We start from the raw sequence: 21367 nt of genomic DNA on the forward strand, positions 1-21367 counted from the left end.
GGTCAAGGACCTAACTGCTATCACTTCAACTTCTTGTACTTGAAACGGTGTGGCTCGTCGGCATTACCACCCATACGTTCCTTACGATTTCGCTCGTAGGTATCGAAGTTCCCCTCGCACCAATGCACGTAGCCATCACCTTCGAAGGCTAAAATATGGGTCGCGATACGATCAAGGAACCAGCGATCGTGACTGGTCACCACCACGCAGCCGACATAGTTCAGAATCGCTTCTTCCAAGGCCCGCAACGTATCGACGTCTAAGTCGTTCGTTGGTTCGTCCAACAGCAGTACGTTGGAACCTTTTCGCAGAAGCGTTGCCAAATGCACGCGATTACGTTCCCCACCAGAAAGGACGCCGACCTTCTTTTCCTGGTCAGGGCCTTTGAAATTGAAACGGGAAACATAAGAACGCGCGTTGACCGTACGCTTGCCTAGCTCCAGGATGTCGTGACCGCCGCTGATCTCTTGAAAGACGGTCTTATCGGGATCGAGCGCATCACGTGATTGATCGACGTAGCCCATTTCCACCGTGTCGCCGATCACGATCTCGCCTGAGTCTGGCGTTTCCTGGCCGGTTAGCATGCGGAACAGCGTTGTCTTACCGGCACCATTGGGACCAATGATGCCTACGATACCACCGGGCGGCAGACGGAAGTTAAGGTTCTCGACCAAAACGCGCTCGCCGTAAGCTTTGTTGACACTTTTAACATCGATCACCAGATCACCAAGCCGCTTGCCTGGCGGAATCTGGATTTCAAATTCGTCTGGCTGATCGTCGTATTGCTCAGCAACTAGCTTCTCGTAGGCATTCACGCGTGCCTTACCTTTGGACTGCTTCGCTTTGGCAGACGAACGAATCCACTCCAGTTCTCTCTGTAAAGTCTTCTGCCGGGCTTCGCTTTGCTTCTCTTCGATGGCCAGACGCTTTTGCTTCTGTTCGAGCCAGGAAGAGTAGTTTCCTTCGAATGGAATTCCCTTGCCGCGATCAAGTTCCAAAATCCAACCTGCCACGTTATCGAGGAAGTATCGATCGTGGGTCACGGCGACAATGGTGCCAGGGTATGCGGCCAGGTGATGCTCTAGCCAGAGAATCGACTCGGCGTCCAAGTGGTTCGTCGGTTCGTCTAACAGGAGGAGATCAGGCTTACGAAGAAGCAACTGGCAAAGAGCCACGCGGCGGCGTTCACCCCCAGAGAGATTCGTGACGCCAGACTCCGGTTCAGGGAGGTTCATCGCACTCATGGCGATTTCGATCTCACGTTCGAGCTCCCAACTGTTGGTCGCTTCGATCTTATCTTGAAGCGTTGCCATCTCTTCGTAGAGGGAATTCATCTCCTCTTCGGGTAGCTCTTCGCCCAACTTGCCGCTGATTTCGTTGAACCGGTCAAGCAAGCCACGTCGTTCGGCGACCGCTTGCTCAACATTTTCGTAGACATTTTTGTCAGGGTCGAGTTGCGGCTCTTGGGAAAGATAGCCAACCGTAAAACCATCGCTAAGGCGGGCTTCTCCGTCAAATTCCTTATCCATTCCGGCCATGATCTTGAGCAGGGTACTTTTTCCCGCACCATTTCGACCAAGAACGCCAATTTTTGCGCCGGGATAGAACGCCAGGAAGACCTCCTTTAAGACCTCACGAGGTCCAATCTTTTTGGTCAACCGCTCCATCTGGAAGATGTATTTCTTGCTCATAGAAACATTCAAATCCCTTCTTAGGGGAAAGTTAATAGTCCTTGCGCTGAAATAAACATATCTAATGCCAGCACCACCTAGGGAAATCAAAGCCCCTCAAAGCGAATCATGCCGGAAAAATATGTTCCACCACAGCCTTTTTTTATAGTTGCAAACGGGCGATTCTCTGGTACGATCCGAAGTGTTGGAAGCACACACCAACCCTCACTAATCTCTTATCTTATCGGTACGTTTAGGTTTAGCTCCGAGGATCACCATCCCCTCCTCGCCCTGCCATGAGCTTAAACTTAAATCGCACCTTCCCGATCAACAGCGTGGCTAGTCCCCCTAGCCACGCTTTTTTTATGCGCCTGATCTCACGCTCAGATTCTGCCGGTCGTTGCTAGTAAGACTTACTAGCGAAGGATCTCTCTTTATTCCCACTCAATCGTTGCAGGGGGTTTTGTGCTGATGTCGTAGCACACACGATTAACCCCTTTCACCTCGTTGATGATCCGAGTCGAGATGCGGGCCAGTACTTCGTAAGGAAGATCACTCCAGGTCGCCGTCATGAAGTCATCCGTATCGACACAGCGAACACAAACCGCGTTGTCGTAAGTGCGGGCATCTCCCATCACACCAACGCTTTGTACCGGCAGCAGCACAGCAAACGTCTGTGAGGTTTGCCGGTAGAGCCCGGCCGATTTGATCTCGTTGACGACAATGGCGTCTGCTTCTCGCAAGATGGCCAATTTTTCCTCAGTCACTTCGCCCAAACAGCGAACCGCTAAGCCAGGGCCGGGGAACGGATGCCGCCAGACGATATCTTCTGGCAAGCCCAACTCAATTCCCAGCTTCCGAACTTCGTCTTTGAACAGATCTCGTAACGGCTCGACCAAGTCAAAGCCTAATTCAGCCGGCAAGCCACCCACATTGTGATGCAGTTTAATGACGGCAGCCGGGCCATCAACGGCAGCGCCACTCTCGATCACATCAGGATACAGCGTCCCCTGGGCCAGGTACTTTGCGTTTTCGATCTTCGAGGCTTCTTCTTTAAAGCACTCGATGAACTCATAGCCAATACATTTCCGTTTTTCCTGTGGGTCGGAAATGCCTTCCAGCTTCTTCAAGAAGCGTTCCCGAGCATTCACCACGTGCAGGTCGGTTTTAAAGTGGGACGAAAACTCGGCAATAACCGCCGCTTCCTCGTCTTTTCGAAGCAAACCGTTGTCGACCAAAATGCACGAAAGCTGATCACCAATCGCCCGATACAGCAGTGCGGCGACCACCGACGAATCGACCCCGCCTGACAAACCGCAAATGACGCGGGCAGTTCCAACTTCCTCGCGAATGCGGGCGATGGTTTCTCGGGCAAAGTCCCCCAGCTTCCACGTTCCCTCGCAACCACAAACCGAGATCACAAAGTTCCGCAAAATCTGGCTGCCGAGCGGAGTGTGGGTCACTTCCGGGTGGAACTGGATACCAAATTGCTTCCGTTCGACATGCCGCATGGCCGCTACCGGGCAAGTTCGTGTCGAAGCCAACGGGCGGAATAGACCGCTGATTTGCTCGACTTGGTCGCCGTGACTCATCCAAACGTCGGTTTCGTCCGGCAGTCCGGCCAACAGGTCGGTGGGATCGGTGATCTTGATATGAGCATGCCCATATTCTCGGGCCGAAGCGTTGCGTACGTTCCCGCCAAACCGCTCACACATCAACTGCATGCCGTAGCAAATGCCCAAGACAGGAATGTCCAGGTCGAAGATGCCAGGGTCGCACTTGGGTGCATCGGGTTCGTAAACACTGGAAGGGCCACCAGATAGGATGATCCCACGAGGAGCCAGTTCCGCAATTCGCTCGGCGGTGATGTCGTGACGGACGATCTCGCAGTAGACGTTCTGCTCGCGAACACGGCGAGCAATCAACTGGGCATACTGCGAACCGAAGTCGAGAACGAGAACACGTTCCGAGTAAATATCGGTGGCGCCAGGGGAATTGACCGAGGAGGTTTCTTGCATGGTTTCCGTCCGTGGTCGTTGGGCCGATTGGACAGGGCCGGGAAATGAAAAAACCCGCCTAGGAAAGTGGCGGGAAGTGGAAACGAACGATTATATCGTTACTTTTCCCACCTTCCAACCGGCTGGGGGCCTTGATAGCGGGAACCGACGGGAATCCCCTGATTATTGTCTCCTCCACGCTTGAATACCAAGTTACTGGCCTCTCAGCAGGGGGCCAAAAACAGCTCTCTTGCACTTTGGCAATACTTATAGAGCATTGCTTACAGTCCACCTCGACGGCCAGCTGCTCTCCTTGGTAGTCCCAATTGTTAAGTCCATGCGAGCCACATTTACGGGCCCTTCATTTGCCGTAAGATGAAGGAAAAACCGGAGGTGGAACCACGATGAAGATCTTATTGGCGAATGACGATGGAATTTACGCGCCTGGCTTGGCTGCCATGGAAAAGGCCTTACGCAGCTTGGGAGACGTAACCGTCATTGCCCCGGCAACCGAACAGAGCGGGGTAGGGCACTCGATTACGTTTCTCAGCCCTTTGGTCTGCAAAGAAGTTTTCGATGGCGATCGCCGCCGTGGCTATGCCGTGGAAGGCAGCCCGGCCGATTGCGTGAAATTGGGCGTCGTCGAACTCATGCCCGAGCGTCCTGATTTGATTGTCAGCGGCATCAATGGCGGGCTGAATGCTGGAATTAACGTGCTTTACTCTGGAACCGTTGGGGCCGCGATTGAAGGCGCCTTCTTCGGCATCAACAGCATCGCGGTCTCGCTAGAGTGGAACGAGCACGCCCAATTCGAGCGTGCCGCCGAAATGGCTTGCCAAGTGATCCAACAGATTCTCAAGCACAAATCGAATTCTCCCAGGCTATATAACCTGAACATTCCTACCACCGCCACCAAGCTTCCTTCTGGCGAAGCGGAACTAAAGATCGTGCCGATGGGTGTGGCACGTTACGGCGAGCATTTCATCAAGCGCAAAGATCCCCGAAACCGTGACTACTATTGGGCTACCGGCGATCCGCGTCCCGAACACGGCGAAGAGGAAACCGACCTCTCGGCCCTCGAAAAAGGGTATCTAACCCTTACACCCCTCCATTTCGATATGACCGAACGAGCGCAAATTGAGGAAATGAAGCCTTGGAATTTGCGTATCCTTGATTAGGGTATAAGTATCCCGATTCACTTTTCAATTTATTTTTCCGGCAGTTGAAGCCGGCGTCGTAGTGCGCAAATGGGCACGAATGGATTTTCGTGTTGATGCGCCAGAATTATCGACACTGCTATGTTTACAAGAAAAGTGATTCTGATCGGGTTTCTAACCCTCAGCAGCCTAGTATTTGCCCCTGTGGCAAGCGAAGCGAATGACTGGACCCTTGCGCCCAGTACCTATAGCCACAATCCCGAAACCGGCCAGCGTGTTGCGCAGTATGCTCAGCCGCAGCCGGCCTTCGTCTACGAAAACCCCACTTACATGAAGTCGGGTTATCACCATCGCCGGGCAACCCTCCGCAATGCGGATGGAAGCTTGGATCAGTTGCACATTGTTGAAGAATGGGGTCGACCGGTCCGTCCTTACGGCGAATGGGAACGTCCGTTCCGTCCTTACTCGGTCCCCTATCAACTATGGGGGCCACCTTACGGTGGCTTAGGACCGATCTACCAGAACGGCCCTTATCCGCAACCTTACCCTGTGCGTCCCTTCGCCAATGGCAATGGGCAAGGCCCTGGTCCTGGTTACGGCCAAGGGCCAGGCTACGGTCCGTACAACTAAGCTTGTCCGGTTCGATCGCCAGCGATCAGCCAACGGTATGCTAATTTGCTTCGGCATACCAATCGATGGCATTGGCGGTGGCTTCGTCATATTTGGCAAGCAGGGCCTTCTTCAAACGTAAAACGACCTCAGGATGTTGCTCTTTGAGGTCGTTCGCTTCGGCAATATCTTCCCTCAGGTTATACAACTCGAAATCAGTAAACTTGACGTTCTTGATCAACGAGTAATCTCCTTTTTTATAAGCGGCCCCAGGCGAGACTTCCCCTTGATTCCATAGGGCGACTAACTTCCAATCGCCATCCCGCACGGCCACTTTCGCATCACCGAACGCACGATAGTAGTGCCAGAAAAGCGGCTTATCTCGTTTGACGGTTTCTCCCTCGAGCATCCTTGCCAGGCTGGTGCCGTCGAGCTTGGCACTCTGGGGAACCTTCGCCCCAGCCAGTTCACAGAAGGTGGGCAGTAGATCCAACGAGCAAACGGGAAAATCCGATTCCGAGCCAGCTTCAATCTTTCCAGGCAAACGAGCGATGCCTGGCACACGAATTCCCCCATCATAAATGTGCAGTTTCATCCCTCGCAGCGGTCCCGGCGAACCGTGTGATCGCCAGGCCGTTTTATAGCGATTGAGCGTCTCGGGGCCGTTATCGCTGGTGAACAATACCAACGTATTATCGCTCAGCTTTAGCTCGTCGAGTTTCTGCATTAACTTTCCCACGGCCCGGTCCACGTTCGTGACGTTGGCATAGTAAAGGGCTTCTCCTTTTTTGTGCGCATCGGGGTAGGACTGCACCAAGTCCTCTGGCGACGCAATCGGCTCGTGGGGTTCGTGAAACGTTACCAAAGCAAAAAAGGGCTTATCCGAATTCCGAACGTTGGTCAGCCAATCGATCGTTTCGTCCGCCACAACCTGGCAGGAGAACCCCTGAGTTGGCCCCACTCGCTTTCCGTTGCGCACGAAGTTCGTTGGGTTCTCGTGCGAAGGATTAGCATTGTTTTGCGTAGCAAACCAATAATCGAAACCGAGATCGTTCGGCTGTGGCTGCTCGGGGGAATTGAACTTTCCGTTGCAGTGCCATTTACCGAACAAGCCGGTCTCGTAGCCGGCTGTTTTCAACAACTTGGGCAAAGTGACTTCTTCAGCCCGAATGTGCATTGGCGAGCCACCCGGAATCCAATCGTAAATGCCAACCTGGGTAGGCGTTTGTCCGGTAATCAAGCCAGCACGAGAAGGCGAGCACACAGGCGCCGCGCTATAATACGAGGTAAACCGCACCCCTTCGCTGGCCAACTTGTTGAGGTTGGGTGTGCGGATTTCAGGATGCCCGTAACACTCTAGATCGCCGTAACCCAGGTCGTCGCACATGATGACCAGAAAGTTGAGACGATCGTCGGCCTGGGCGAACGAAGTGAGAACACACATCACCAAGACGGCGAAATGAAAACGAAGATAGTTCATCGCAAGCACGTTATTCGGAAGGGCAGGGAAGAGGGGGATCACGGGACATGTTTCCCCCTAACCTAGCCGAACTAAAACGGCGATGCTAGTTTTTCGCTGGCGGTATGCGTTTCGAGATTTCCTGGTGGGCTAAGCGAGCCGTGTCCCACATATAACGACTGATTCGCCGACCGCCCGCTTCCAACAGCTTAGGATCGCTTGCTTCGGCCAAGTACTTCACGGCCAGAGCATCGTCTCCGTGAGCATCGTAATACAGACCCACATACAGCAGCGTATAAAAACGATAACCGGCGGCGGCCGGGCCGGTAAGCTTGGTTTGCTGCATATCCTCTAAGACGTTTTGGGGCGTTTCCTTGCCTTCGTACAGGCGAAAAACTTCCATCAGACCAGGCCGGGGATCGTTCTCGATGGGAAGTAAGGTTTCACGAGCTTGCTTCACGCCGTCGGCCTTGGCGACACACAAATAGCGAAACACCGAGTTTTCCACGTCTTGGTCGTGATAGTTCTGGTAGTCCGCAAACTGCTCGGCACCCTTAGCAAAGTCACCGGCAAAGTAATAGGAAATACCTCTTTCCCACAAACTCTGCCGACGAGCCGGTTCAAGTTCTACCAGACGGTCAAAGTCTTTCACCGACTGCCGATAGTTGCCGGCGAAGAAGTTCTCGCAACCACGTAGATAGTACAGCTGAGAACGATCTGGCTGCTGCTTGATCCATTGATCGAGCACGCGAACCGCTTTTCCAAAATCGAATTGTTGGCGAGCCTCGGATAGCTGCTTGCTAAGTTGCTCGATAGGCACGGACTGCTCATCGGCCGCTTGACAACGGTTTTGTGACCCCCAAACCAATGCCAAACTAAATATCGAAAAACAAAGGCATCTTATCCGCGTAGTCGCGATGAACATCTTGAACGATCCGCTGCAAAGGTTTTCGCCGGATTCGACGTTGTGCCTCTTCCAAAAGACACCATCGATACCGGTATGGGGCGGCACCATCGGTTTCCCGGTGTTTCCCAAGGTATTGAACCGGGAAAGCCCAGATCACCCCAGGTTCCTCATTACGGGAACGATGTAGCGTCGCGATGGGTTTTGATGCTAACGGAAGCACTCGCAAATGCCAACGCTTTTCAACGAGCCCAACAATTTGGGAATGGTCTTCGACCGAAGGGACCGGGAAGGTTGGAAACGACCAACGCAATGTTGACTGATCGGACATCAGACAAAATTCCATTCCTTGTTCCGTTCTTCGAACGATAACCGCGCAGATCCATTTTCCAGAGGGCATTCGAAGTCGATAGTGATGAGTAACTAATAGAAAACGACAAGGCCCAATAGTTCCAAAGAGGGCCCCTCCGCAATGGTAGTCAACAAAGAGCGTATCGGCAATTAATCTTCTCGGAGATCATCATTTCCAAAGAATTGGCCACCTTACAGAGGTACACTACCTAGGCCACCCGAAAGAAAACTTGTAGCGGTTATATGGGCTAGATAGAGAAATGCCCCAATTTTATCGCTTCTGCCATGCAGAAACTGGTTCATCAGCAACCAGTTTGGTCATCCATTACCCAACTCAGAGCATCCCATGAGGCAAGTGGAGACACACACGACATACAACCATTATTGACTACATTGTGGCCAAATAAAGACCACCCCAACCTATCTCTTCGATCTTTACGCGTGTATTGAAGGAGCAAAAGTGGTTTAACGGGTCAGTTTCTGTCCGCGCTGCTGGCTGCTTCCATCTCAGTTTGAATCCATCATCTCAAATTAAGACAGGGCGTCGGCAAGTCGGCCATGACACTTGAACGAATCTGATAATATTTTTCATGCCAAAAAGCTTGCTGTCATAACAACTTACAGAAACATTTTACTCAACCACAAAAAAATAACACATCAATGGCCCTTAAATTGCAGAAGAGACAGGGCAACGAGACATTCAAAAACAAGGGGTTTTTGTACGTCGTCGACATACCATTGTGGTCAAGAAGATCTATTAAATCCGCCAGGGAGGAGTACAAGGCCATGTTAGTTTTGAGTCGAAAAGTTGGTGATTCCATCAAAATCGGTGACAACATCGAAATTGTGATCAATCGCATTTCCGGCAATCGAGTCACTATCGGCGTTGAAGCCCCGAAAGACGTTCGCATTCTTCGTGGCGAAGTTGAAGTGGAATTAGACGACGACTCTGTGGCTGCTCTTGCTGGCCTGATGAACGTTGGACAACTCGACTTCATCCACTCCACGACCTAAGTGCTGATCCCCGCACCGCACAAGCAATAAGACAACCGCTGCGGTTGCGGGGGAAACGATTCAAATTGGAGGAATGCGAAAGCTCATTCTTCCCCTACTTGCTGCCGTAGCCAATCGGCGAGCCAGTCGATAGCATATTCATCCTGCAGAAGAATAGGATGATGGAGTAATATCGTTCGCTCGGCCGCCTCTCTCGAATGGGGAAGAGTCCCTACCTTTCGAGCTTGGCTTTCAGGACGCTTGAAAAAGCCACGAAAACCCTTTCCGAGGGGTATCCCTTGGGATTCAGCCATCTGCGTGAGATTGTGCGCACGCTGCGCCGTGTCGCACAGCCAAGCGTGTTTATAAAACGATGGTTGATCGGAACACCAAGCAACCGGACGTAGCCGATGCGCAAGGGCTTCCAACCTTTTGCGCAGTCTTTGCAAATGTTTGCAACGTAATTGGTTACGCATCTCCAGCTGTTCTAGCTGAGGCAAAACAACGGCGGCTTGCAACTCGCTCAGCGGATATGCGTTATTGCCCCGCTCGCAGTATATCTTGGCCCGCTGTAACAAATCATCGCGATCTGTCAGGATTGCTCCCCCACGCCCGGCAGTAATCAGCTTACTGCCACCGAAACTAAGAATTCCGACCTCTCCGAGAGTACCAGCGACTCGACCCCCGATCTTCGCACCGGTTGCCTGACAAGCATCTTCGATCACGGCGATTCCGTGCTTGGCAGCTACCTGCTCAATGGCTTGCATGGCAGCCAAGCCACCATGCAAATGCGAAACAATGACCGCCACCGCCTTCTCCGAAATGGCAGCGGACAGGCTATTCGCGTCGAGGCACCACGTTTCTGGGTCGATATCCACCAGCACCGGAAACAGCCCGGCATCTTGGATCGCACGAAAGTTGCCCGGAAAATCGTAAGCCGCTAAGATCACTTCGCTTCCTTCACGCGCATTGAGCGATCGCAACGCAATCTGAACGGCAATCGTTCCGGAAGAGCATACCAATGCATGCTTTACCCCGTGCACCTCTGCTAGCACGGCTTCTAAACGCGCAACGTTAGGCCCATGATAGCGTCCCCAACTGCCGTCCTCGTAGGCGTGTAAGAGAGCCTCGCGGATGGCTACGTCGGCGATCGGCCAATCGTTCCACTTCGGGTCAAACGGGGATGGTAATGACTGGGAAATGGTTCTCGGCTCCTGGGAAGCTTCCGCTGAACATGGTGGTTTTCTTCGATTTCGCATTGACGTGCTTTTCTCGATCTTTGTATTGTCTCCCGGCTTGTCGTCTTATGTCCAGCCTGGCAAGGGCAATCACAAGCAAACCCCAACCCCACACTTGAGTTGCTGACCACTATCGAGTTAAAAGTTCGCGTCACATGATACGCACCGACAACCAAATCATGCCCGCCTTTGTTGGGGTAAGACTGCTTTCGCGGGCACCTATGGTGATGGTCGTAGCTATTTGCTGCCTGGCCAGCACTGGCTGCATGAACTCGCGTTTTGCCAGTGTTCGCCGGACGCCGACGAACCCGCTAGATGGTCCGCTGCAATTGATGTCGTACAGCGGCCCTAAGGTGACCGATCGCACACGACAATCGCTTCGTCAGTTAAACCTGGAAAAATATGCTGACGGAGATTATGCCCGTGGCTTGAGCGAGTTGGCTCAGATGATCGAGAAAGAGCCAACCGCAGACAATATGTATAGCTTTGCAGAGCTTTCCTACATCGCCGCCACACGGGCAGACGCCTTGGGCAAGAATGCGACCGCTTTGGAACTATACGCTGGCAGCGTCTCGCACGCTTACTACTACTTGTTTGAAAGCAAAGATGGAGCGCGTGCCGATGGCTATGACCCTCGCTTTCGTCAGGCCTGCGACATCTACAACAAATCGCTCGAAGGATCGCTGCGTCTGGTTAAGTTGCAAGGCAAGCTGAAACAAGGGGAAACCTACCGCATCAAAACCCCCAACCAGATTTTTATCATTTCGCTCGACACGGTTGGCCGTTGGCAGAATACCGAGTTCCAAGACTTCCAATTCACTTCCGACTACGAAGTGGATGGACTCAAGAATCAGCACCGACAATATGGTCTTGGCGTGCCGCTGATTGCCGAATGCAAGGACAATCCGCCGAATGCTCCTGGGGCAGAATATTTCCCCCCGAATTTGACGTTCGCTTTAACCGCCTTCTTGGAAGTGACGCATACCCCCGATATCGACTCGGAAACCAAGAAGCATATCCACTATTGCCACATTCATTTGTACGACCCGCTCGAACAGCCTGAGATCGAGGTCAAAGGTAAAAAGGTTCCTCTAGAAGCCGATATCAGCACACCGCTGGCTTACTTGTTAGATTCAAGTTCGCTGGGGCCAGCCTACATGGCTACCCTTGGCATGCTCACCCCCGACGCCCAGAAAGACGAACGGGGAATTTATATGCTGGAACCGTACGATCCGAAGAAAATTCCGGTGATGATGGTCCACGGCTTATGGTCGAGTCCGATGACCTGGCTGGAAATGTTTAATGACTTACGAGCCCAGCCTGAAATCCGCAACAACTACCAGTTCTGGTTCTACCTTTACCCGACCGGCCAACCGTTTTGGATTTCTGCCGCGCAGTTCCGCTCAGACTTGGAAACGATGCGCAATAAGCTCGATCCCGATCGTGCGGCGATCGCCCTCGACCAGATGGTTCTTGTCGGCCATAGCATGGGCGGCTTGGTCTCACGGATGCAAACAATCGAAAGCCAAAACAACTTTTGGCACATTGTTTCCGACCGCCCACCAAGTGAACTCCAAGGGGATCCTGAAGATGCGGAAGCACTGCGGCAGGTTCTCTTCTTTCACCCCAACCAATCGATCCGCCGGGTGATCACCATGGGCACGCCCCATCGAGGCAGCAACTTCGCCAACTCGACGACACGCTGGCTAGGCCAAAGCTTGATCACCTTGCCCAGCTTTGTCACCGGTAGCAGTAATCGACTAATTGCCAGCAATCCTGGCTACTTTAGCAATGAAGAGTTATTGCAGATCAGCACCAGCGTAGACTCGCTGGCACCAGACTCACCGGTACTTCCTGCTCTGAACAATGCCCCGCAGGCACCATGGGTGAAATACCATACGGTCATTGGAATCGTTGATCCCGACACTTGGCTAGGTTATTTCTCTGGCCGAAGCGATGGTGTTGTGAAGTACGAGAGCGCCCACTTAGATGAGGCGGTTTCAGAATTGGTTGTTACTGCCGATCATAATTCGGTCCACCGAACGCCGCAAAGCGTGTTGGAAGTGCGACGAATCTTGCGAGAGCATGTTCTTCAGCTGCGGGAAGAATATTACAGTTCCATCCAGCAGCAGGGAATCCGGCCCGCCACAGATAATCAAATCATGCCCGCCAGTCATCTTGCCCCGGTTGTTAAACCAGCAGATATGCCACAACCTCAACCGGCAGCCGAAACCGTTGATCCAGCGAAGCGTTTATCTTCCGTGGAAACGAATCCACTGAGAAGAAGCATTTATTCGACTCCCCCGTCGCCCAATTAACGAGAATCAGGCTAACCATTGAAGACCCAGGGGAGTCGAAGATCCAGCGACTAACCGATGGCGTTGGATGCTCTGGCAGCAAGGAAGTCTCGCATGCTGGTTGCCCGCGGTGAATCGTTCCGCTTGCTGTCGCTTCCGTCTGCTTTCACCCGAAAAGAAACCACACGGTAATCTTCGCTGGGCTGAGATTTGCCTTTTCCGTTGGCCGCTTCGATTTGATCGATGCGATTGACAACGGGGCTTGCTGACTCTATTTCTTCGACAGGGGCAGCCACTTCCGGCTCTAATTCGCTACGAACGATCTTCACATCCGAAGGGGCATCGATACCGATACGAACCGTATTTCCCTTCACCTTCAAGATAGTGATCGTAACGCCTTCGCCAATCTGAATCTGCTGCTGCTGCTTGCGAGTCAAAACTAACATGGGTTTACACTCCGTTGCAAAAAAGGGATTTCCTTGAGTGGTTGCGTTGATGTTTTCAGTATTAGCAAAGAGGATGCCAAACGTTAACGAAATGACACCTATTTGCCGTAACTGGTTCGCATACCACTAGTTATCGAAAATGAGCCCAAATTCCTGGCTGCCAAGTAGTGTACAAACTTTCAATGGTTTGGCAAGCAATTTTGTCAAAATCACAAAATGGCAGCGTCTTGGCCACCAAAACGGTCTTTATCTGACCAGTTCTGGCTGAATTTATCGGTAACACAAGCTAGCAGTCGTTTTGCCCGTGTCAGGCTGCTATCAGCCTAAGAACCGCTAGGAATCGCTTTCTCTGAGCTAGCATTTCCCTGACTATAGGAAAGAGAGTAGGAACATTAGGCAGAAGCGGGCGGAGTAAAAAAAGTGCCCAGCCACATGACCAAGGGCAGCGTGCCGTTTTTCAACGACTCAGGTCACATGGCCGGGCTGGGGCTTGGAAATGAGCGGTTTGTTACGTTTGCATGAAGAGATGCGAGAACGTATAGCAAGCCCAACTAATGTTTAAACAATTTTACTCAGTTAAACGCTCTACGGCGTTTCCAATATTGGCAAGGAAGAGCAAAAAAAGGAAAAACTTGTCCCAACAATCATTCAGACCGGAGGAGTTATCTCGCCAGCTTGTTCACCGCGCGGATCGAAGAACTGGTATGATATCACCCGCCATTGCCCATCTGGGTCTAGTTGAAACGTTAATACGAGGAAGGTGGCGAACTGCCCGTCCATCACCTCGTTTCCGCGCAGGTGGCCGGTCATTTTGACGTTAACTTTGGCAATCCCAATCGGCGGCGTCGATCCACGATTAATCGTGACCTCGAGATTCTGCTTTACTTTGACAGACTCAATTTCGACAAGCTTCATTTGCCGCTCGGCCTGGTCCTTCAAATTAGGGACTGCTACCGAGACACACTCTGTTACTCCTTCAACATCGTTGGCTTCCAACGCGGCTGCAATATCGTAGACGACCGCTTCGATTCGCTCTCCCTCGGTCACAATGACGAATTCTAGCGCCAGCAACAGCGAACAAACCGCGATCCAGCCAATTAACAGATACAAAAACAGTTGCTTGCCCGTTTGCAGCATCGTGCCCGCCAGAATGGCTCCGCCGATGACCGCAATAATGATGATGGGGAGCGATTGTTCAAAAATCCACATGCTGGATCACCGTCTAGGTATCTTGCCGTTGCCGCTGATCGGCTTCCGGAGGAGGTTGTATTGGCTGATGAAATCGAACGTACCATAGTCGCACCCAGCCCACCGAAACCAAAACGCCTAGCACAACATAGATATAGTTCCAACCAATCAGCGTGTTGTCAGGCGTTGAGACCGCTGCCACGGGAACTTCACCGGTGGTGGCAGCAGGATCTTCCAGCGTTTGGCTCATGTACTCTCGGGCTTGATGCTGCCGCTCGATATCTGCTTGGCGGATATCCAACTTCGAGCGGAAGACCACCAGCAAGATGAGCGCTGTCGTGGCGAACAGGTAAAGCCAAAACCAGGGAGAATCGGTAATCGGCTCTTGCTGTGGGGCTGGGGTAACGCTCATGAATTTAGTCTAACTCAACGCGACAAGCCACGCGAAAGAAAAACAAGGGGCCACGCGGGGCCCCTTGTTCCGATTAGACAGTCTGTACGGGCAATGATTACTTGCCACGCTTCTTCAACAAAGCCGGACCACCATAAAGGGCCAGATCGCCCAGTTCGGCTTCGATTCGTAGCAATTGGTTGTACTTCGCCATACGATCACTGCGCGAAGCCGACCCGGTCTTGATCTGACCGGTCCCCAAAGCGACAGCCAAGTCAGCGATGAACGCGTCTTCGGTTTCACCACTGCGGTGGCTAGCGATGCTGGTGTAATCGTTCGCGTGGGCCAATTGAATCGCGTTGATCGTTTCCGTCAACGAACCGATCTGATTGACCTTAATCAGAATGCTGTTGGCGATGTCTTCGTCGATGCCACGTTGCAGACGTTCGCAGTTGGTCACAAACAAGTCGTCGCCCACCAACTGAACGCGGTCGCCCAGCTTTTCGGTCAGCAGCTTCCAACCTTCCCAGTCGTCTTCATCGCAACCGTCTTCGATCGAAATGATTGGGTACTTGTCGGCCCAAGCAGCAAGGAAGTCGACCATGCCAGAGGAATCGATTTCCTTGCCGTCGATGGTGTAGGTCTTCTTTTCCTTGTTGTACAGTTCGCTGGAAGCAACGTCCAAAGCGATAAAGACCTGCTCGCCGGCTTTGTAGCCAGCAGCTTCGATCGATTCCATGATCAGGTCCAAAGCTTCGATGTTGCTACCCAAGTTCGGGGCGAAACCACCTTCGTCACCGACGGCTGTGTTAAGGCCCTTACCCTTGAGCACTTTCTTCAAGCTATGGAAAACTTCCACGCCGCAGCGAAGGGCGTCGCTGAACTTGTCGAAACCAAGCGGGAAGACCATGAACTCTTGCACGTCGACATTGTTATCTGCGTGCGAACCACCGTTGACGATGTTCATCATCGGAGCTGGCAGGGTGCGAGCACCGACACCGCCCAAGTAACGGTAAAGTGGCAAGCCCGAGGTGGCAGCGGCAGCTTTAGCAACGGCCAGCGAAACACCCAAGATGGCGTTGGCACCTAGCTTGGCTTTGTTGGGCGTGCCGTCCAGTTCGATCATTAATTCATCGATGTGCGTCTGGCTGGTAACGTCTTCCCCGATCAAAGCGTCGGCGATCACGTCGTTCACGTTCTCGACGGCTTTGGTAACGCCTTTGCCTAGGTAAACGTTCTTATCACCATCACGTAGTTCCAATGCTTCGTGAACACCGGTCGATGCCCCACTGGGAACCGCAGCGCGTCCAACCACGCCATTGTCCAGAATCACTTCGACTTCCACCGTTGGATTTCCACGGCTGTCCAGGATCTGAAGTCCGCGAACGTCGACAATCATGCTCATGGTTTTGGCTCGTCTTCTATCTAAGTTTTCAAAAATGGGAGTGCTATTTTATGAGTTCCGCAAGCGAGGGGCAGAATGCGGAGAAGCTCGAAATCCATTACTGGTTTCAGCAGAATTTCAAAAATCGCCGTTATTTTGACCCATTCAGGGCGTGCTTGCCAAGGATGGGACGGGTCGTTGTGGGGAATTTTCCCTACCGTTAAATTCGTGGGTAGTTGATTCGTTACTCATTCCAAGCCCGATTTGGGCGTTTCGAGGAAACCATGTTTACCGGCCTTGTCGAAACTCAAGGAAAAGTCATCGCCCTTAAACCCGAAGGACCGGGGGTTCGCCTTTCATTAGAAAGCCCCCTGATCGCCGGCAGCGCGAGCCTGGGGGATAGCATCTCCGTGAACGGTTGCTGTTTGACCGTGGTTTCGATCGAAGAAAATGTCGTCGATTTTGAGGCTGGGGAAGAAACTTTAAAAAGAACCAACCTTGGCCAGCTTAAAAACGGGAGCTTAGTGAACTTAGAGCGATCGCTGCAACTAGGCGACCGCTTGGGGGGGCACCTCGTTACCGGACACATCGACACAACCGCCACGCTGGTCCAGCGCAACAACGACGGCGAGTGGTGTACCATGTGGTTTCAAGTTCCCCCTGAAACAACACGGCAGATGGCCAGCAAAGGCTCGGTAACGATCGACGGGATCAGCTTAACGCTGGTTGATGTTACCAACGATCGCTTCAGCGTCGCGTTAATCCCGCACACGCTCGACGCCACCACGCTGGGCAAACGCGAAGTTGGCGATATCGTCAACATCGAAACCGATCTGTTGGCCAAGTACGTTCAGCGTCAACTCGAAACAGATCCCAAACACTAAAATACCGTTCCTTATTCAATCTAAACTATAGGGTGCCATGCTCTCGCCTTCGTGAGCATGCATAGTGGAGAAGCCATACTCGTGAAGACGTGAACATGGCACCCGCGATCCTCGCTTCAGTTTGGCAACGAATAACTCACACTAAAAACTCCCCTGGAAACCGATTTACCGCATGCCAGAATTTCGCAATCAAACGATCTCGTACCTTACGAGCAAATTCCGCGAAATCGGAATCCGCCCTGTCTCGAAGCATGGTCAGAACTTTCTGATCGATATGAACCTGCTGGACCTCTTGGTCCGCTCGGCCGATATCCAAAAGGATGACGTCGTGCTGGAAATCGGCACCGGCACCGGAACGCTTTCAACACGTATGGCAGCCCAGGCCGGGCACTTAGTGACGGTCGAAATCGATCCTCACATGGCTACGTTCGCCCTGGAAGAACTCGACGACTTCGAGAACGTCACCCTGCTGAGCTTCGATGCTTTGCGGAACAAAAACAGTTTCCGCCCGGAAATGATCGAGACGATCCGCGAAAAGATGGCCGAGATCGGGACAGATCATTTTAAATTGGCGGCCAATCTGCCCTACAACGTCGCAACGCCGATTATCTCGAATCTCTTGCGAACCGAGATTACCCCCAAAAGCATGACGGTCACCATCCAGAAGGAACTGGCCGAGCGAATTGTCGCGCCGCCCAACACGAAAGACTACAGCGCCCTGTCGGTTTGGATCCAAAGCCAGTGTCGCTGCGAGATTGTCCGGATCATGCCCCCCAGCGTGTTTTGGCCAGCCCCGAAAGTTCACTCCGCAATCCTGCAGATCGACATCGAACCAGAGCGCCGGGCAGCGATCCCAGACTTGGAATTCTTTCATGAATTCAACCGATCCCTCTTCTTCCACCGCCGCAAATTCCTTCGCAGCGTTCTGCACAGCGCCTTTAAGGGGCGATTGGAAAAAGCGGAAGTCGACCAAGTGATGGAGCAGGGAGGGCTCGAAGCCAGTAGCCGCAGCGAAAGCTTCGCGGTTGAAGAAATCTTGGCAATGAGCGAACTATTTCGCCAGCGACTGATGGAGAAAGAAGTTTAGCCAAGAAGAAAAAAGCGGAAGCCCTTCGGGTACGCAAAAAAGGCTGGCAATCGATGCCAGCCCCTTCAGGCGTTAAAGAGCGATCGGGGAAGGATTCTTTAGCCTGCGATCGCCCTGATGAACTAGTGCGAAGAAATATTCTAACGAGCTAGTTTGGCCGTAATCGGGAAGTGGTCCGAGGGCGTACGACCATCGCGGTTGTTGTGCAAGATTTGGGCGTCCTCTACCTTCCAATCAGCAGAAACCCCAATCCAGTCGATTCGATCACCGTTGTTTTTGCTGAGATTGAAACCATTGAACGTGCCTTCTTCCTCTTTCTTTTCCGGAACGAATGCACGGTAGGAATCGATAACCGGTGACTTGGCCCCGTCGATTTCCCCGAACATCGCCTGGTATGGCTTCGAGCCTTCGCCGGCATTGAAGTCACCGGTAACGATGATATCGAACTCGCTGTGCTTGGCAGCGCGTTCCCGAATCATCTTGGCAGACTCGACTCGCGCGATCTGGCCTTTGTGATCGAAGTGTGTGTTACCGTAGAGGATCGGTTTCTTATTTTCCGATTTTTTGTCGACCAACAGTACCCAACTGGCCATGCGGGGCAAGCTGCTGTCCCAACTCTTGCTGCCAGCGACATCCGGGGTTTCGCTTAACCAAAAGTGGCCACTGTCGAGCAGTTCAAAGCGATCTTTGCGATAGAAAATCGCACACATCTCACCTTGCTCTTTGCCATCTTCCCGTCCCGCTGCATGCACGGCATAGCCAGGCAGATGTTTGATCAGGAAGTCGCGTTGAAAGGGAAGGCATTCTTGTAGACCAAGCAGATCAGGCGAAACCTCTTGGATCGTCTCAGCAACGAACTCTTTGCGGTTGTCCCAACGATTTTCACCGTCATTGGCCTTGCCGTAACGAATGTTAAACGACATGACGGTCAACTCGTCCGTCGGCTTCATATCGTTTTCGGCACCAAATAGGGTCGTTACGGACATACCCAGAATAAGCGATAAAGCACAGAGAAACACAGCTCGCATGATCAAACTTTCTCAGTTGCGATGTTCAAAATCCAAAGGGGGAGGGGAGAGGGAGTCGCCCAAGCAAACAAGCCAGCCCAGACATCGCATCAGGCTGGCTTTCGTGGGCCAAAAACTTTTAGACACGCTGAGCACCAGCTTGCCCCGACTCGACAACGAACGAGGCTCGCGTTACCAGCGGTGCGTCTGGTTTATCGACGAACTCGACCACCTGATAGTCGCTGCGCCACTCGGTTGGAGTGACGGTACAACTCACGTAGCCACGTTCGCCATTAAAGAACTTCACAAATGGGTTTTCGCTTTGAATTACCTTCTCGGCATCGCTCATCTGGCCGCCATTTCCACCGGACGTGATCGATGTGGCAACAAACTCGGTCCCCATCGGAGCTTCTTTTTCGTTCTGAAAGTCGACCTTTAAGTCGTTCACCCAGTTTTTGTGAATGTCGCCGGTCAGCACGACCGGATTCGGCACTTTACGGTCTCGCATGAATTCAAGCAGGCGATTGCGGGAATGGCTGTAGCCGGGCCATTGGTCCATGCTGTACTTTTCGCCTTCCCCTTCCATCCGATCGACGTGCGCCATCATGACTTGCTGGCCCAGGATGTTCCAGTTGCTGTGCGAGGCAATCAGGTCACGCATCAGCCAATGTTCCTGCTTATCGCCTAGCAGTGTGGCAAAACGATCGGCTTCCGCTTCGTTGTATGGCTTCAAGCCGTCGCCGTTGGGTTGATCGGTGCGGTACTGACGTGTGTCAAGCATCTGAAAGTTGGCCAATTGGCCATAGGCAATGCGGCGGTAAAGTTGCATGTGGGGGCCCTTTGGCATGCAACGACGACGCAGCGGCATCATCTCGTAATAGGCCTGGTAGGCGTTGGCCCGCCGCAAAAGGAAGTCTGCCGGATCGATTCCTTTTTCTTCCGAGATATCACCGGCACAGTTGTTGTCGAATTCGTGATCGTCCCACACAACCAGCCAAGGGCAGCGGGCATGGGCGGCTTGTAAGTTTGGGTCGGTACGATACAACGCGTAGCGATTGCGGTAGTCGTCCAGCGACTCAATTTCATGACTATTGTGCTGACGAACCCGATTCGCCTTGGGAGCATATTCGTAGATGTAATCTCCCAAATGGAGCATCAAGTCGAGTTCTTCTTGCGCCATGTGCCCGAGGGCGGTGAAATAGCCTTGCTCCCAGTGCTGACAGGAAGCAAACGCGAAACGCAACTGTTCTGGGGCAGCATCGAAACCGGGAGTCGTACGGGCACGGCCAACCGGGCTCATCGCATCACCACATTGAAAGCGATAGAAGTACCACTTATCGGCAGGCAGTCCATGAACTTCAACGTGAACACTGTGCCCTAACTGCGGAGTGGCAAATGCCTTACCGCTTTTGGCAATCGTTTTAAAACTCTCGTCTTCGGATAGTTCCCAGGTCACCTGATAAACTTCCGCCGGCATTCCGCCCCCTTCAATCGGCTCAGGGGCCAGGCGCGTCCACAGCACAAAGCCATCGGGCAGGGGATCGCCGCTGGCAACGCCTAAAGTAAAAGGATTCTTGGCGAACGAAGCATTGGCCTTCGCAGCCCCGGGCAGGCATTGGCCAAACCACGGCAGCAGAGCCAGCGAGCCAGCTCCTAAGACAAATTGACGCCGATCGGACAAAAAAGCATTGGCGGATGAACGGAACATCTTTGGGCGATACCCTTGCGAGAACATTGCATTTTGGAGGAATAATCGATCCAAGCAGGTTATCCCTTCCAATTCGCAGAGCCAATCAGAATGAGCGATTCACTCGCGAATCTCAACCATAACTTCACAAGAAAGCGGGAAAACAAGCGACTTACCCTCTTTCGTATCCCCCAGTCAGCCCAGAAAATCCCCGCAAGACCCACCCATTAGGACCACTCTTCAAATTCAATTATCCCAAAGCGCGATACTCCCCCAAACGCACGTTTCGGTTATCATGACAGTTTGCCCAAAGCCGGGCCGAAACTGACATAAGCTCGTTCATAGCCGAAAGTTTCCCAGCCATGCAGTTCATCGAAATGACAGGCAGAGAGTTGATGGACGCTCTGCACGATGACGAACTAACTCCCGAAGATCTTCAGAAATCGCACATTACCGAGAATTCCATTGTCCGCATTAACCGCCAGGGAGATATCGAAGTTCGACGTCCCGAAGGTTGGGACATCGTAGGGGGTTTGATCGGGGATTATGAAAATCGGATTCACAAAAGCTGCGGCCGCAGTTGGGCCTAATCCTTTACTGGGGGCCGCTCGGCGAAAC

General features: G+C 52.6%; 18 protein-coding genes. 7 read left to right on the forward strand and 11 right to left on the reverse strand.

Features of this window, described 5'->3' with window-relative positions:
* Nucleotides 1-20: 20 nt before the first annotated feature.
* Together ettA and guaA are read right to left on the reverse strand one after the other, a co-directional pair.
* Nucleotides 21-1691: an energy-dependent translational throttle protein EttA gene (gene ettA / locus DTL42_RS20215; RefSeq protein ID WP_114371442.1), complete on the reverse strand. Its 1671-nt coding sequence runs from the start codon at nucleotides 1689-1691 to the stop codon at nucleotides 21-23.
* Between the two features lie 413 nt (nucleotides 1692-2104).
* Entirely contained in the window at nucleotides 2105-3688 is a 1584-nt protein-coding gene (guaA, locus tag DTL42_RS20220) for a glutamine-hydrolyzing GMP synthase (protein ID WP_114371444.1), read from the reverse strand.
* A gap of 383 nt (nucleotides 3689-4071) precedes the next feature.
* Here guaA and surE point away from each other — a divergent pair, with 383 nt between their 5' ends.
* Together surE and DTL42_RS20230 are read left to right on the forward strand one after the other, a co-directional pair.
* Entirely contained in the window at nucleotides 4072-4845 is a 774-nt protein-coding gene (gene surE / locus DTL42_RS20225) for a 5'/3'-nucleotidase SurE (protein WP_114371447.1), read from the forward strand.
* A gap of 120 nt (nucleotides 4846-4965) precedes the next feature.
* The gene (locus DTL42_RS20230) at nucleotides 4966-5454 is read left to right on the forward strand and encodes a hypothetical protein (RefSeq protein WP_147274377.1); all 489 of its coding nucleotides are present in this window, start codon (nucleotides 4966-4968) and stop codon (nucleotides 5452-5454) included.
* 40 nt (nucleotides 5455-5494) lie between these two features.
* On the opposite strand, the gene DTL42_RS20235 is transcribed toward DTL42_RS20230, so the two are convergent.
* Nucleotides 5495-6913 carry a sulfatase gene (locus DTL42_RS20235; protein ID WP_114371744.1) on the reverse strand — a complete coding sequence of 473 codons (1419 nt, stop codon included), beginning with the start codon at nucleotides 6911-6913 and terminating at the stop codon, nucleotides 5495-5497.
* A gap of 85 nt (nucleotides 6914-6998) precedes the next feature.
* Entirely contained in the window at nucleotides 6999-7712 is a 714-nt protein-coding gene (locus DTL42_RS20240; RefSeq protein WP_158545490.1) for a tetratricopeptide repeat protein, read from the reverse strand.
* A gap of 1221 nt (nucleotides 7713-8933) precedes the next feature.
* Here DTL42_RS20240 and DTL42_RS20245 point away from each other — a divergent pair.
* The gene (locus tag DTL42_RS20245) at nucleotides 8934-9161 is read left to right on the forward strand and encodes a carbon storage regulator (RefSeq protein ID WP_114371454.1); all 228 of its coding nucleotides are present in this window, start codon (nucleotides 8934-8936) and stop codon (nucleotides 9159-9161) included.
* Nucleotides 9162-9244: 83 nt separating this feature from the next.
* Here DTL42_RS20245 and DTL42_RS20250 read toward each other — a convergent pair whose 3' ends face one another.
* Entirely contained in the window at nucleotides 9245-10399 is a 1155-nt protein-coding gene (locus DTL42_RS20250; RefSeq protein ID WP_114371457.1) for a DegT/DnrJ/EryC1/StrS family aminotransferase, read from the reverse strand.
* 134 nt (nucleotides 10400-10533) lie between these two features.
* On the opposite strand from DTL42_RS20250, the gene DTL42_RS20255 reads away from it, so the two are divergent.
* Nucleotides 10534-12696: an esterase/lipase family protein gene (locus tag DTL42_RS20255; RefSeq protein WP_114371460.1), complete on the forward strand. Its 2163-nt coding sequence runs from the start codon at nucleotides 10534-10536 to the stop codon at nucleotides 12694-12696.
* 50 nt (nucleotides 12697-12746) lie between these two features.
* Here DTL42_RS20255 and DTL42_RS27245 read toward each other — a convergent pair whose 3' ends face one another.
* From DTL42_RS27245 to eno, 4 genes are all read right to left on the reverse strand, one after another.
* Nucleotides 12747-13121, reverse strand: a complete 375-nt coding sequence (locus DTL42_RS27245) for a carbon storage regulator (protein WP_114371463.1) — start codon at nucleotides 13119-13121, stop codon at nucleotides 12747-12749.
* Nucleotides 13122-13769: 648 nt separating this feature from the next.
* Nucleotides 13770-14330 (reverse strand): hypothetical protein, encoded by a 561-nt coding sequence (locus tag DTL42_RS20265; protein ID WP_114371465.1) that lies wholly within the window; start codon nucleotides 14328-14330, stop codon nucleotides 13770-13772.
* Nucleotides 14331-14343: 13 nt separating this feature from the next.
* Nucleotides 14344-14721, reverse strand: a complete 378-nt coding sequence (locus tag DTL42_RS20270; RefSeq protein WP_114371468.1) for a hypothetical protein — start codon at nucleotides 14719-14721, stop codon at nucleotides 14344-14346.
* A 97-nt stretch (nucleotides 14722-14818) separates the two neighbouring features.
* Nucleotides 14819-16105 carry a phosphopyruvate hydratase gene (gene eno, locus DTL42_RS20275; protein WP_114371470.1) on the reverse strand — a complete coding sequence of 429 codons (1287 nt, stop codon included), beginning with the start codon at nucleotides 16103-16105 and terminating at the stop codon, nucleotides 14819-14821.
* 263 nt (nucleotides 16106-16368) lie between these two features.
* Between eno and DTL42_RS20280 the strand changes: the two genes are divergently transcribed.
* Together DTL42_RS20280 and rsmA are read left to right on the forward strand one after the other, a co-directional pair.
* Nucleotides 16369-16968: a riboflavin synthase gene (locus DTL42_RS20280; protein WP_114371473.1), complete on the forward strand. Its 600-nt coding sequence runs from the start codon at nucleotides 16369-16371 to the stop codon at nucleotides 16966-16968.
* A gap of 172 nt (nucleotides 16969-17140) precedes the next feature.
* Nucleotides 17141-18055, forward strand: a complete 915-nt coding sequence (rsmA, locus tag DTL42_RS20285) for a 16S rRNA (adenine(1518)-N(6)/adenine(1519)-N(6))-dimethyltransferase RsmA (protein WP_114371476.1) — start codon at nucleotides 17141-17143, stop codon at nucleotides 18053-18055.
* Nucleotides 18056-18195: 140 nt separating this feature from the next.
* Here the strand turns inward: rsmA and DTL42_RS20290 are convergent, their stop codons facing one another.
* Nucleotides 18196-19083: an endonuclease/exonuclease/phosphatase family protein gene (locus tag DTL42_RS20290; RefSeq protein ID WP_114371478.1), complete on the reverse strand. Its 888-nt coding sequence runs from the start codon at nucleotides 19081-19083 to the stop codon at nucleotides 18196-18198.
* Between the two features lie 118 nt (nucleotides 19084-19201).
* Entirely contained in the window at nucleotides 19202-20770 is a 1569-nt protein-coding gene (locus DTL42_RS20295) for an alkaline phosphatase D family protein (protein WP_114371746.1), read from the reverse strand.
* 341 nt (nucleotides 20771-21111) lie between these two features.
* On the opposite strand from DTL42_RS20295, the gene DTL42_RS20300 reads away from it, so the two are divergent.
* Nucleotides 21112-21339, forward strand: coding sequence for a hypothetical protein (locus DTL42_RS20300; RefSeq protein WP_114371480.1), 228 nt, complete (start codon nucleotides 21112-21114; stop codon nucleotides 21337-21339).
* Nucleotides 21340-21367 lie beyond the last annotated feature (28 nt).

Source organism: Bremerella cremea (genome assembly GCF_003335505.1).
GTDB lineage: Bacteria > Planctomycetota > Planctomycetia > Pirellulales > Pirellulaceae > Bremerella > Bremerella cremea_A.

Coding starts and splice junctions, on each gene's coding strand:
- ettA (WP_114371442.1), bottom strand. CDS start 1,691: ATGAGCAAGAAATACATCTTCCAGATGGAGCGGTTGACCAAAAAGATT.
- guaA (WP_114371444.1), bottom strand. CDS start 3,688: ATGCAAGAAACCTCCTCGGTCAATTCCCCTGGCGCCACCGATATTTAC.
- surE (WP_114371447.1), top strand. CDS start 4,072: ATGAAGATCTTATTGGCGAATGACGATGGAATTTACGCGCCTGGCTTG.
- DTL42_RS20230 (WP_147274377.1), top strand. CDS start 4,966: ATGTTTACAAGAAAAGTGATTCTGATCGGGTTTCTAACCCTCAGCAGC.
- DTL42_RS20235 (WP_114371744.1), bottom strand. CDS start 6,913: ATGAACTATCTTCGTTTTCATTTCGCCGTCTTGGTGATGTGTGTTCTC.
- DTL42_RS20245 (WP_114371454.1), top strand. CDS start 8,934: ATGTTAGTTTTGAGTCGAAAAGTTGGTGATTCCATCAAAATCGGTGAC.
- DTL42_RS20250 (WP_114371457.1), bottom strand. CDS start 10,399: ATGCGAAATCGAAGAAAACCACCATGTTCAGCGGAAGCTTCCCAGGAG.
- DTL42_RS20255 (WP_114371460.1), top strand. CDS start 10,534: ATGATACGCACCGACAACCAAATCATGCCCGCCTTTGTTGGGGTAAGA.
- DTL42_RS27245 (WP_114371463.1), bottom strand. CDS start 13,121: ATGTTAGTTTTGACTCGCAAGCAGCAGCAGCAGATTCAGATTGGCGAA.
- DTL42_RS20265 (WP_114371465.1), bottom strand. CDS start 14,330: ATGTGGATTTTTGAACAATCGCTCCCCATCATCATTATTGCGGTCATC.
- DTL42_RS20270 (WP_114371468.1), bottom strand. CDS start 14,721: ATGAGCGTTACCCCAGCCCCACAGCAAGAGCCGATTACCGATTCTCCC.
- eno (WP_114371470.1), bottom strand. CDS start 16,105: ATGAGCATGATTGTCGACGTTCGCGGACTTCAGATCCTGGACAGCCGT.
- DTL42_RS20280 (WP_114371473.1), top strand. CDS start 16,369: ATGTTTACCGGCCTTGTCGAAACTCAAGGAAAAGTCATCGCCCTTAAA.
- rsmA (WP_114371476.1), top strand. CDS start 17,141: ATGCCAGAATTTCGCAATCAAACGATCTCGTACCTTACGAGCAAATTC.
- DTL42_RS20290 (WP_114371478.1), bottom strand. CDS start 19,083: ATGCGAGCTGTGTTTCTCTGTGCTTTATCGCTTATTCTGGGTATGTCC.
- DTL42_RS20295 (WP_114371746.1), bottom strand. CDS start 20,770: ATGTTCCGTTCATCCGCCAATGCTTTTTTGTCCGATCGGCGTCAATTT.
- DTL42_RS20300 (WP_114371480.1), top strand. CDS start 21,112: ATGCAGTTCATCGAAATGACAGGCAGAGAGTTGATGGACGCTCTGCAC.